12 protein-coding genes are annotated in these 12,032 nt (G+C 61.7%); 2 read left to right on the top strand and 10 right to left on the bottom strand.

Going from position 1 to position 12,032, the window contains the following annotated elements; all coding sequences use genetic code 11:
• The 7 genes from AC1DVN_RS12230 to AC1DVN_RS12200 form a co-directional block, all read right to left on the bottom strand.
• The gene (locus AC1DVN_RS12230) at nucleotides 1-1,401 is read right to left on the bottom strand and encodes an amidohydrolase family protein (RefSeq protein WP_019744538.1); all 1,401 of its coding nucleotides are present in this window, start codon (nucleotides 1,399-1,401) and stop codon (nucleotides 1-3) included.
• Nucleotides 1,402-1,470: 69 nt separating this feature from the next.
• Complete coding sequence (locus AC1DVN_RS12225) at nucleotides 1,471-2,169, bottom strand: CPBP family intramembrane glutamic endopeptidase (RefSeq protein ID WP_020908494.1); 699 nt, start codon at nucleotides 2,167-2,169, stop codon at nucleotides 1,471-1,473.
• Nucleotides 2,170-2,321: 152 nt separating this feature from the next.
• The gene (locus AC1DVN_RS12220) at nucleotides 2,322-3,284 is read right to left on the bottom strand and encodes an ABC transporter substrate-binding protein (RefSeq protein WP_223257893.1); all 963 of its coding nucleotides are present in this window, start codon (nucleotides 3,282-3,284) and stop codon (nucleotides 2,322-2,324) included.
• A 110-nt stretch (nucleotides 3,285-3,394) separates the two neighbouring features.
• Nucleotides 3,395-3,874, bottom strand: a complete 480-nt coding sequence (locus AC1DVN_RS12215; RefSeq protein ID WP_007726307.1) for a VOC family protein — start codon at nucleotides 3,872-3,874, stop codon at nucleotides 3,395-3,397.
• An 85-nt stretch (nucleotides 3,875-3,959) separates the two neighbouring features.
• Complete coding sequence (locus AC1DVN_RS12210; RefSeq protein WP_257207212.1) at nucleotides 3,960-4,946, bottom strand: alpha/beta hydrolase; 987 nt, start codon at nucleotides 4,944-4,946, stop codon at nucleotides 3,960-3,962.
• The gene (locus AC1DVN_RS12205; protein WP_029536800.1) at nucleotides 4,943-5,947 is read right to left on the bottom strand and encodes an alpha/beta hydrolase; all 1,005 of its coding nucleotides are present in this window, start codon (nucleotides 5,945-5,947) and stop codon (nucleotides 4,943-4,945) included. The genes AC1DVN_RS12210 and AC1DVN_RS12205 overlap by 4 nt, the downstream gene beginning before the upstream one ends.
• Before the next feature lie 348 nt (nucleotides 5,948-6,295).
• Nucleotides 6,296-6,427 carry a hypothetical protein gene (locus AC1DVN_RS12200; protein ID WP_255246888.1) on the bottom strand — a complete coding sequence of 44 codons (132 nt, stop codon included), beginning with the start codon at nucleotides 6,425-6,427 and terminating at the stop codon, nucleotides 6,296-6,298.
• Between the two features lie 271 nt (nucleotides 6,428-6,698).
• Between AC1DVN_RS12200 and AC1DVN_RS12195 the strand changes: the two genes are divergently transcribed.
• Nucleotides 6,699-7,820: a winged helix DNA-binding domain-containing protein gene (locus tag AC1DVN_RS12195; RefSeq protein WP_477993819.1), complete on the top strand. Its 1,122-nt coding sequence runs from the start codon at nucleotides 6,699-6,701 to the stop codon at nucleotides 7,818-7,820.
• A 114-nt stretch (nucleotides 7,821-7,934) separates the two neighbouring features.
• On the top strand, nucleotides 7,935-9,632 hold the full coding sequence (locus tag AC1DVN_RS12190; protein ID WP_029536802.1) for a fumarate hydratase: 1,698 nt from the start codon (nucleotides 7,935-7,937) through the stop codon (nucleotides 9,630-9,632).
• Between the two features lie 60 nt (nucleotides 9,633-9,692).
• On the opposite strand, the gene AC1DVN_RS12185 is transcribed toward AC1DVN_RS12190, so the two are convergent.
• From AC1DVN_RS12185 to AC1DVN_RS12175, 3 genes are read right to left on the bottom strand one after another with little or no spacing between them, the layout of a single operon-like run.
• Nucleotides 9,693-10,043 (bottom strand): hypothetical protein, encoded by a 351-nt coding sequence (locus AC1DVN_RS12185; protein ID WP_003945214.1) that lies wholly within the window; start codon nucleotides 10,041-10,043, stop codon nucleotides 9,693-9,695.
• 52 nt (nucleotides 10,044-10,095) lie between these two features.
• Entirely contained in the window at nucleotides 10,096-10,659 is a 564-nt protein-coding gene (locus tag AC1DVN_RS12180; RefSeq protein WP_042952471.1) for a mismatch-specific DNA-glycosylase, read from the bottom strand.
• Between the two features lie 20 nt (nucleotides 10,660-10,679).
• Nucleotides 10,680-12,008 (bottom strand): WS/DGAT domain-containing protein, encoded by a 1,329-nt coding sequence (locus AC1DVN_RS12175; RefSeq protein WP_477993818.1) that lies wholly within the window; start codon nucleotides 12,006-12,008, stop codon nucleotides 10,680-10,682.
• Between the last annotated feature and the right edge of the window lie 24 nt (nucleotides 12,009-12,032).

Raw genomic sequence — 12,032 nt, 5'->3', positions numbered from 1 at the left:
TCAGCCCGACACCCGGCGCCCTTGCACGTATACGTGCGCAATCGCGGGCTCGCGCATCGCCATCAGGAGGCCGAAGAGCGTCTGGTCGCGGGCGAGTACCGGATCATCCGAACGCGTTCCGTGGCTGACGAGCCCGGCGAGCGGCGGCCACCCGGAGGGATCGATCACCAGGAAGTCGGCCTCTTTGCCCTCGTCGAAGTTGCCGATCCGGTTCTCCATGTCCAGCGCGCGAGCACCGGCGAGTGTTCCGGTGAACAGCAGTTCGGCGGGGTGCATCGACACTCCGTCGTCGCCGGCTTCGGAGATATGAACCTTGAAGGCGTCGCCGAGGACTCGGGTGAGCAGGCACTCGTCGCCGCCGCCGAAGTCCGATCCGATCGCGATGTTGACCCCTGACGCAACGGTTCGCTTCCACGGCATGGTGCCTGAGCCGAGAAACTGCTGGGACGTCGGGCAATGTGCGATCGAGGTTCCGGTCTCGGCCATTCGTGCGAGTTCGGAATCCTGGCAGTGCACCGAGTGCGCGAGTATCGCGCGCGGACCCAGAAAGCTCTTTCCGCCGACCTGTGAGCCGGGGAGGAACTTGCCGTCGTACGTGTCGAGATAGGTCTCGACCTCGTACTCGGCAAGTGTGGTTGCGACCTCGCCGGTTCCGGGCCGATTGTTCTCATTGAGGTGACTGTGGAAGTAGACGCCCCTGTCACGGACCGAGTCGTACAACTCCCCCAAGTCTTTCAGCGTCCGTGTTGTCACCGCGAGGGAGAAGCGGGGAACCACTGCAACGTGAATGAGTGCAGTGTTCACGTCGCCGGTGTCGGCCGCGTGCCACTTGTCGATCTCCTCGCGGGTGAGTCTGATCGCGTCCTCTTCCGAGGTGATCAGCGCGGCAGCGGAGGACGGGCCGGTGGTCTGAATCCCGCGGCCGCTGACCACTCGAAGGCCGCGTTTCAGAGTTTCCGAGAACAACGCGTCCTGTGCATGTGGGAAGGCCGATCCGAACACCATCGCGGCCGTGGTTCCCGTGGCGATTCGGCGAGCGCAGAAGGCCTCGGCAGCGTGCTGGGCGAACTCCGGATCAGCGAACCTCGATTCGGAGGGAAAGACGCACAGGTCGAGCCACTCGAGGAGTTGGCCGCCGCCGTACGCATCGCCGGCGTAGGTCTGCGGGAAATGAATGTGGGCATCGACGAATCCGGGCAGCAGGAAACCCGGTCGATGATCGTGAATTTCGCCGCCCGCGAGGTCTCCGGGGAGCGATTCGAATTCTCCGCAGTAGACGATCGTTCCGGCATCGTCGATCGCCAAGACGCCGTCGGGGATCGAGACGAGCGACTGCGCCGCATCCTCAACCGTCGGACGACCGGAAATGTGGAAGACATGGCCTCGATGAAGGTGCGTCACTTACTGAGCAAAGCACAAAACTACCCGGCGCCGCGCGGCGAATGCTGTCCTTTTTGTCAGATATTGGGATCAAGCAAGAGTTGCATGCCAAACAAGAGCCGCAGCCAGTGCACCTGCACCATTCAACGACCAATGCAGAGCAATCGGCGCAATCAGGCTGCCGCTGCGATGACGAAGCCAGGTGAATACGAGACCGGCCGCAGCGGTGGCGAGAACAGCTCCGAGGATGCCGGCGACCTGGCCGACGACTCCGGTACCGAGAAAGCCGGACAGCCCTTCGTTACCACTGGTCAAACCCATCGACGACGCGATGTGCCACAGTCCGAACATCAGAGAACCGGCAGCGGCGACGCCGCGGAATCCACTGACCCGGTTCAACGTGCCGTGCAGGACGCCACGGAAAGCCAACTCTTCGGGAATGACGGTCTGCAGCGGGATCACGATCATCGACGCGATGATCGCGCCGGAAATAGTGGCGTAGCGATCCGCCATGAAGAAAGGACGTGTGAGCGGAAGCAGAGCGCCGACGGCGACAACGGTCAGGACCAGGCCGACGGCAGCAAGCGCGTACTTCGAACCTCGCCGCAGGTCACGAGGGGACAGCCCCAATTCCGCCCAACCCATTCCCCGGCGCTTGGTGAGCGCCAACAGGACGAGAGCAGAGATGGGTACCGTCGCGATGCTTGCCCAGGCGGTGGTGAAATGCGCGATCAGATTGGTTCCCACCAGCACCACGATCACAACAGCGATATCCACGTATGCATGCATCCGCGGAAAACGAGGAGCGGTCGCTTCGATCTCCACTGGGCCGCCGCTCGTTAGCTGAAAGTTCACTTTTTCCAGTGTACTGACGCACGAGAACTGCCCGCCACTGTTTGCGAACACGCTCACAGGACGGGCAGGTCCCGAAACACCTCTGATCAGGCGCCGAGCGTGCTCGCAAACTTCGGAACGGCGTTGTCGATTGCGTAGGTCAACCCCGGTACCGAGCCACTCGAGAACGCATTGACGAGTGCCGGGTCATCGAGGATCAACAGATGTCCCTCCTGGGCCGACGGGATTGCGCGCAGCAGCGGATCGTTCGCAAACGCACTGCTGTCGAGGAAGATCGGAAACAGCACCGTGAGATCCGCGTCGAACAAGTTCAGGTTCTCGTTGGCGACCGGGATGTAGAAGTTGCCGGTGGCTTTTTCGGTGATCGCCGTCGGGATCGTGAAGCCGAGGCGCGTCATGAAGTCTGCGCGTGCGTCGCCGGGTACGTACGCGCCGTAACCATCGGAACTGTAGGCGCCGACGGCCGCTGTCTTACCCGCAAAACTCGGATTGGCGGCAATTGCAGCGTCGAACTTGGCGTCGAGGCCGGACAGTAGCGCCTTTCCTTCTGCTTCCTTGCCGAGAGCCTTCGCGACGAGTTCGGTCTGCTGCTCGACCGTCGTCCCGTACGCAGTGGCCAGACCCGGGGGCGGCCCGACCGTCGGCGCGATGGCGCTGAGCTTGTCGTAGGTGGCCTGCGTGTTGTCGCTTCTCGTCCACAAAATCAGGTCCGGGTCGAGAGCAATGACGTCCTCGATGCTCAGGTCCATGGTTCCGAGGATCTTCGGGTCCGTGGTGAACTCGTCCGCAATCCAGGGTCCGACACCCTTGCCACCGAACGCCATCCAGTCCGCGACACCGACCGGCTGTGTTCCGAGGGCAAGTGCCGTCTCGGCGTCCGACCAACCGAGCGCGACGACGCGCTGCGGGTTGGCCGGGACCTCGACGTCGCCGAACATGGTCGAGACGGTTGCTCCCGCCTCCGCGGGTGCGTCAGCGCTGTCGCTGCTGCAGCCGGCAAGCCCGGCGACGGCGAGCGAGGCCGCCAAGGCGGTGACTGCAATCTTCATTCGAGAGACATTGATTCGCATGGTTACCAGCACTCCTCCAACGCTCCAGCGAGAATTAGGGAAGGCTAGCATCAGCTAACGAAGGCTGTCGCCCATCGGCCAGATCGTGTTCAGGACGCGTCTGCGGCCCGTTCGAGCTCCGCGATGTCGATCTTCTTCATCTTCATCATCGCGTCCGTGGCGCGTTGTGCCTTGGCCCGATCCGGATCCTTCATCAGTTCGAGAAGACGATTCGGGACCACCTGCCAGGACAATCCGAACTTGTCCTTGGCCCATCCGCACGGGCCCTCTTCCCCACCTTCGGTCAGCCTGGACCAGTAGTGATCGACCTCAGCCTGATCGACGCACGGAATCTCGAACGACACTGCTTCCGAGAACGTGAACATCGGTCCGCCGTTCAATCCGGTGAATCGCTGACCGCCGAGCTCGAAGCTGACGGTCATCACCGATCCCGCCGGCATTCCGGAAGGCGATCCCTCGACGTATCTTTCGATTCCCAGGATCTGCCCGGAACCGAACACCGAGATGTAGAAGTTCGCTGCTTCTTCTGCTTGGTTGTCGAACCACAAACAGGGAGTGATGGAAGGCATGTTCTGTCCTTGTCGATGAGGTTACGAATCAGGTGTACAGGGTTATAGACCCGGCCCGAAGCGGAAACTCATCGCAAGGAATTACTCAAGCCGACAACGCAGAGTCGAGCATCGGCCAGGAGCGAACGAGTTCGTCGCGCCAGTACGGCCAACCGTGCGTCCCCACCGGTTGAGCGCTGCGGGTGACATCGACTCCGCGATCGCGCAACACCTGCGTGATCTGGTCGGTGCACAGGTTCGATCCCAGTTCCATGACCCCGCCAACGACCAGTACCCGGCCCAGGGCAGGAGTATCGAGAGTTTCGTGCGGGCCTGGTAGTCCCGATCCCGAGGCGAGATACACCTTGGTGCCGCGCAGCTTGTCGGCATTGGCGAAAATGTCGTGCTCTTGCCAAGCCTCACTGCCGGCCGGACCCCACATCTGTTCCGAACGGGCATTTCCGTTGATGACCACAAGATCGGTCAACGCCTTGCCGAATCCTCCGACGGTTGTGTAGCAGCCGCTGTAGCCCGCGACCGCGTCGTACAACCCGGCCGAGCGTTGGGCCAGGATCAGCGCGGCCTCTGCGCCCATCGAGATCCCGCCGATTGCGTTGTGCCCGTTCGTTGCGAATCTCGTGTCGATCAGTGGGGGAAGCTCTTTCGTGAGGAACGTCTCCCATTTCAGACGACCGAATTTCGGGTGGTCTTCCTGCCAATCGGTGTACATGGTGCCGGTTCCACCGATGGGGAGTACGACGTTCACGTTTTTGTCGGCAAAGAACGGGACGATATCGCCGTTAGCCGGAGCCAGCCAGTTGTTCTCTTCGATCTGCCCGGAATTGCCGTCCAGGAGATACAGCGTCCCGCGCGGTTCCGAGCGGTCGGCAGGAAGCAGCACTTTCACCTGCATGGTGCGCCCCATGGCGGGACTCGCGACGTCGAGAAGAACCAAGCGCGAAGACAGTTCGGTGACACTCGTTATCTTCGGGGTCTCGTCGGCGAGCGCGGTCGAGGGCAACGCAAGTAGTGAAATCAAGGCGAGCGCGCCGACGAGAACGACGCTTCGAAGACTTGCTCGTTGGGGCCTCACACGCCGAGCGACGCGGCGATCATCGGCCACGAGTCGTGTAAGTCGTCTTCCCAGTATCCCCATGAATGCGTTCCTGCCGGCTTGAAGTTGTAGCGAATATTGTTCATACCCAGTGCGTTCGTCCTGTCCGCAAGCTGGGTGGTGCAGTAGTGCGTTGCCGCCTCGATTCCGCCACCGAGAACAAGCTGCAACGCCAAATCTGTGACGTCGTTGTCGATCCGTGGATCGGCAAGCGTGTCGTACGGACCCGGAATCCCGGTTGCGGTAGTGATGTACATCGGGATTCGAGGTAGCTTGTCCGCGTTGACAACCGGATCGTGAGCCGGCCAACCCAGGCCATCGTACGGACCCCACATGTTCTCCGCGTTTCCACCACCCACTGCGACCACGAGTTTCACGAAGTCCTGACCGATGCCTGGACTCGTCATCGCACACCCACTGAAGGACCCGACACTGTTGTACAGCGCGGGCGCCGCCATAGCCAGATCCAGTACCGACGTGCCTGCCATCGACAAGCCGGCAAGTGCGTTCTCGCCGGTCGTCCCGAACGTCGAATCAATGACTGGCGGTAGTTCTTCCGTCAGGAACGTGGTCCACATGTTGACCCCGTTGTTGTTGCCGGATTTCGCGAGGCCGGGGTCCGGCCGCTCCCAATCGGTGTAGTAGCTGAATGCTCCACCGAGAGGGGTGACCACGTTGACGTGCTTGTCCGCGAAGAACTTCGGTGCATCGGTCCGCACCGACCACGTCGCGTCGTCTTTTCCTCCGTCCACTCCATTGAGTAGGTAGAGCGTCGGAGCGGGCGTCGAGGTATCAGCCGGCCGCAAGACCTGCAACGGAATGTCGCGCCCCATCGACGGTGAGTACACCGAGATGTCGACCAGCCTGCTGTCCACCGACTGAGCGTGACCCGGTGCCGTGAGGAGCTGGAGCCCACATACTGCCGTGCCCAACGCCACGAAGACGCGGAAAACCGTTCGTAACGCACGAGTCTCGATCATCCGTGTCACTCTCTTCGGCAGCGGAACCTTTCGAACGGTACCGGCTGAAAGAGGCAAACCCGACGTGATCGGAAAAACTCGATCCGGTCGACCTAGTTCCGATCGACACGGAAAGGCTCACGCACCGAGTGCGTGAGCCTTTCTCGTCAGACGACGCTTACTTGGGCGTAACCGTGCCGCCACTGAGCTCGGTCAGCGAATTGAAGAATGCGGTGCCGACGTTGTTGACAGCCGTGATGACGTTCCCCACGATTTCGAAGGATCCCATGAAAACTCCTACAGTTGTTTAGGTCTCGGTCACCCGAGCGGAAGTTGTGTGGTCGAACGATCCGATTCCAGCGAGCAGGATCAGAGGAGGGGCTTGAGGCTGCCCGTGTTCGTCTGAACCGAACCGATGAAGGTTTCGAACAACTGGTCGCCGGCACCGACCGAGCCGAGGCCCTTGAGTGCAAGTTCGACGATCGACATCAGTGAACCCATGTGAATCTCCTAGAGAAGTCAGAGGTCAGCTACCCAAAGCACCCGACAGTGCTGTGACAGCTGCGTCACATCTGTAATGTATCCGTGACGTGGGTAACAGTAATCATACGAACGACCAGTTGGCAAAGGATTCCGACAATGGGGTCATTATTTCGACTAATAAGGTCTGCTACTGAAAAAATTCCGGACAATCGGTCGAATTTCACCAATTCTGTCGTCGCATTGATCAACTGTCCCAAATCCTGCGGTTACCCACCAGTAAACTGAAATCATGTCTAGCGCAACCTCACTCACGCAGGTAGCTAATTTCCGGTGGCACCGCCATCAACTCGACCGAGCGGCTGCCGGTGACGCCGATCACAGCGATTGCAGCATTCTCGATCTCGGGATTCAGAACACCGGACCTGACGGAGCCGCCTGGGCCCTACGGATCCGCGGCGTCCGCGGCGACGTCACTGAGTTCGCTCTCGCCTGGACGTTGCGCGGCGCTCCCCACTATTACCGTCGGGGCGACCTGCCTGCCATCGCCGTCGCCACGTCGCCGTTCAGCGAGGCTGATGCAGCCAAGCGCATTTACGACGCGAATCGGCCCCTGAAGGCCGCCGGCATCCCGACGCTGAGTGCCCTGCAAACAGTTGCTACTGCGATGCGGGACATCGTCTCGAAACCAACCGTCAAGGGCGAGATGTCCGCGCAATTGACCACGCGGGTCACCGAGCCCTTTCTGAGATTCTGCCGCCCGTGCAACGCCACTCATCTGTACGAGATGCCGTTCCGGCTCGCGGCACTTCAGGCAGGCCTCGAGCTACAGCCGGGCACATCTCCCCCAGTGCTCGAACGCATTCCGGGTTGGCGCCGACGCCCGTACACAGCCTCAGGTTCAGACGCCGATCCCCGCTTCGACGTGATTCGCGGGTATCTGCGCTTCTACGGCCCCGCCACTCCTGCTCACGTCGCGTCGTTTCTCGATGCCCCGGTCAAGGACGTCAAAGCCCACTGGCCCGTCGATGCCGAGGAGATCGAGGTGAACGGCGAGAAGCGGTGGATTCTCGAACAAGACCGCGAAGACTTGCTCGGCTCCCCCTCCGATTCGAGTACGCGCTTGCTCGGGCCTTTCGATCCGTATGTACAGCTCAAGGATCGGGCGACCCTGGTGCCCGATCCGGCCGCCCAGAAGACGGTGTGGCCGACCCTCGGGCGACCGGGCACGGTGGTGGTCGGCGGCACGATCACCGGGCTGTGGCGACCGCGGGCGTCCGGAAAGAAGCTGAAGGTCGCGATCACCCCGTGGGGAACGTGGTCACGATCGGGCCGTGCAGCAGTGGCCGAGCAGGCCGAAATACTTGCCGAATTTCGCGGCGTCGAGCTCTCCGAACTGGTCGAAGTATCTTGATCGAGCCAGTGGCATCCGGATAATTCCAGCTCACACCCGCCCCGATTCGGAGAAGGAAACCCCCAACGATAACCTGAATGCGACCTTCGCACGCACCCTTGTTCAGGAGAGATGATGGCCGACTTCCTCTATGAGGACCTGTTGCCGATCGGTGATGACACCACCGAGTACCGATTGCTCACCACCGAAGGGGTGTCGACAGTCGAGGGACCGGACGGCCGCACCTTCCTGCAGGTCGAGCCGGAAGCGATGCGCTTGCTGACCGAAACGGCGCTGCACGACATCTCTCATTACCTGCGCACGGATCACCTGACGCAGCTCGCGAGCATCCTCGACGATCCCGAAGCGTCGAACAACGACAAGTTCGTCGCGCTCGATCTGCTCAAGAACGCCAATATCGCCGCTGCCGGCGTTCTGCCGATGTGCCAGGACACCGGAACCGCCATCGTCATGGGCAAGCGTGGACAGCACGTACTCACCCCCGGCGACGACGAGAAGTCCATTGCCCGCGGTGTCTACGACGCCTACACGCGTCTGAACCTGCGCTACTCGCAGAACGCCCCCATCACGATGTGGGACGAGAAGAACACTGGCAACAACTTGCCCGCGCAGATCGAGCTGTACGCCGATACTGCTGCCGGACATGAGAACTCGTACAAGTTCCTCTTCATGGCCAAGGGCGGCGGCAGCGCCAACAAGTCCTACCTGTACCAGGAAACCAAAGCGATCCTGAACCCCGACTCGATGATGCAGTTCCTCGAGGCAAAGATCCGCTCGCTCGGTACCGCTGCCTGCCCGCCGTACCACCTTGCAATCGTCGTCGGCGGCACGTCGGCCGAGTTCGCGATGAAGACGGCGAAGTACGCGTCGGCACACTACCTCGACGAGCTCCCCACCGAAGGCGCCATCACGGGCCGCGGCTTCCGCGATCACGAACTCGAGAAGAAGGTCTTCGAGCTCACGCAGAAGATCGGTATCGGCGCCCAGTTCGGCGGTAAGTACTTCTGCCACGACGTCCGCGTCGTTCGACTCCCCCGCCACGGCGCTTCATTGCCCGTCGCCATTGCGGTGTCGTGCTCGGCCGATCGACAGGCGAAGGCCAAAATCACGCCGGAGGGCGTGTTCCTGGAACAGCTCGAATTCAACCCGGGCCGTTTCCTGCCCGAGGTCACGGACGCTCAGCTCGACGAAGAGACCGATGGCATTTCGGGTACCGGCAAGGGCGCTGCGGTCAAGATCGATCTGACCAAGCCGATGTCGGAGATCCTCGCCGAGCTTTCCAAGCACCCGGTGAAGACTCGTCTGTCGCTCACCGGTCCGCTCGTCGTGGCACGCGACATCGCGCACGCCAAGATCAAAGAGCGTCTCGACGCAGGTGAAGAGATGCCGCAGTACCTCAAGGATCACCCGGTGTACTACGCCGGCCCAGCCAAGACGCCCGACGGTATGGCGTCCGGTTCGTTCGGCCCGACCACGGCCGGCCGTATGGACTCGTACGTCGAGCAGTTCCAGGCCGCCGGTGGCTCGATGATCATGCTGGCCAAGGGAAACCGTTCCAAGCAGGTTACCGACGCCTGCAACACCCACGGAGGTTTCTACCTCGGATCGATCGGTGGGCCGGCGGCTCGTCTGGCACTCGACTGCATCAAGAAGGTCGACATCCTCGAGTACGCCGAACTGGGTATGGAAGCCGTCTGGAAGATCGACGTCGAGGACTTCCCCGCGTTCATCGTCGTCGACGACAAGGGCAACGACTTCTTCGCCCACACCGGTGAAGTGACCCTGACGATCGGCAAGCGTCCGGGCCTGTAGACCCGTCAACAGCAAAGAACCCCGGCGAGTTTCGATCGCCGGGGCTCTTTTGTGTCTTTGTCAGGTCCAGAGCGCGGCCACGAATACGGTTACGATCGACAGCCCGCCGACGACGTGCACCAGATTCGGATTGGGCTGACCCTTCTTCTGCTTCGCCCGGGTGATCTCCGCGAGGGCCACAATGACCAGCGAAAGCACCAGCTTCACAGCGATCTTCGCGTGAATGTAATTCTTGTCCAGGGCGCCTTCGCCCAACCCGACGATGATCAGGCCGGACACGAACTGCATCCTGGCACCCCACACCATGACCTCGGTGATCGAAGGAGCCTTGAGGACGGTGAAGTAGCTACCGACCAGGGCAGCCATACCGAGTAGGTGAATCACTACAAAGACGTTGTATAGAACAGACATACAAGCACTTTAACTTGTACCTTGTTCTGGCCGAACGGAACTGCGACTTCTCTCAGAGAAGTCCGGCTTCGGATGCGGCGGAACGATATTTCGCTGCCAAGGTGTCCACCGTCTCGTGTGCGTTGAGGCCACTGGGATTGGGCACGATCCACAGTTTTGCCCCCTCGAAATCACGGTCTTGGCGCCCGGCCTTCGCCTTCTTGTCACCGAAAGCTGTTCGATAGGCGGTGATCCCGGCGAAGGCAACTACTTTCGGTTTTGTCGCACGCACGACCGCCCGCACCCGCACTCCCCCGGCGGCAAGCTCCTCCGCCGTCAACTCGTCGGCTCTGGCCGTCGCGCGAACGGCGAGATTGGTGATACCGACGCCGCGATCGATCAGGTGCTGCGTATCGGCGTCCGACATACCCGCGGAGGGATCGATCGCACGCTCGATGATGCCTGCCCGCAGCAGTGCCGGATAGAACCGATTACCCGGCCTGGCGAAATGCGCGCCGGTCGCCGCCGTCCACAGTCCCGGATTGATACCGACGAACAACAGCCGACAATTCGACCCGATCAGATCCTCGATCTCGGCGTCTCGGAACGATTCCAGTTCGGCGCGCGTGAATCCCATGCTGCCAGTACATCAGGCCGTCACGACAGTGCTTCGCGTACCTCGTCGATCGCGTCGTGCATCATCTGCTCGTACACGTCGATGTCCGGGATCGAGGCCGGACTGCTGGTGATGCTGATCGTCACCGTGTCCCCGATCCCGTGTACGCCGTGGGTCAACGACATGACCGGTGACAAACTCGGGAAGCCGGCTGTGAACCGAACAACGCCGCCTCCGAGCACCAGATCCGCGTCACCGCGCGCGACACTCGACACCACGGTGTTGCCGGTGACCTCGTCGGGCACCGCCGTGAAATCGTATTGCTGCACGCCCCAACGGACCAGCGGGCCGGGAACCGCGTTCAGCGCGAGATCCGACGCTGCGCTCGACGGATGGGATGCCCGTGCGCGACGCTCGTCCATCGACGCCTTGATCCGTTGGGCTCGCTCACGAAGATCATCGATATCCGGGAACAGTCCGACACCTGCATTGCGGAAGTGGTTGCGCGCTGTGGGTGTACCCACCTTGGCGATGGTCACCTCAGCTCCCAGTTCCGGCGGTACCGAGCCGTCTCGCTGGGTGAGGTAATTCGCCATCGCTACCGAGATGGCTGTCATCGCTCCGACTGTGACGGATACGCCGTCGCCACGGAAATCTGCGCTGTCCCGCACGACCATGCGCACCAGTCGGTGAGGTCCAGGCGGGATGTTGGAGCGCACCTTGGGACGGCTCGCCGCCTGCGGCGCAACAACTCCCGATTCGGTGTCCAACTGCAGCTGTAACTGCGCTCGGTGCCCAGCCCGTCCGTCGCGGAACAGCGAAACGAGCTGACCCGGCAGGCGCAAGGCGGCGCGGCCCAGAATCTCGGCTGATCCGCTACGCCGCACGTCCGTCTTCTGCTTTGCGGGCGGTTGCGGCGAGAACAGCTGGCGAGCAATCGCCGACGCGCGTTTGCCGTCCGCCAGAGAATGCGCGACCTGCAGAACTGCGATCAGCGCCGGGCCGCTACAACGCGGCGCGCCGGTGACGCCGTGGAACAGGTGAAGCGTCCACGGGGACTCACGCGGGTCGACGTGGTTTTCGAGAAGCTTTTCGATTCCGTGAATACACGATGGCCACGAGTCATCCGGCAGCTCATGCACTCTCACCAACGAGGCATCGACCGGCATGGGATCCCAGAGCGGATAGTCGAGATGCCACGGTGATTCACGAATCCGAACATTGAGATCCGGAATGAGCGACGCTCTTTCCACCACCGAGCGTCTTAGCTCGTCGATCGACTGGCTCTGCCCGTCGAAACAGTAGAGCAGTAGTTGATCGTTGGGGATCTTCTCCGAAATCCAGAAGGTTTGGGCATCGGTGGGCGTCATCCGTAACACCGGGAGACGGTACCA

The organism is Rhodococcus sp. P4_E4 (assembly GCF_056401575.1).
The sequence above is the reverse complement of the archived record's forward strand: the minus strand, read 5'-3'. Positions and strand labels throughout refer to the sequence as shown.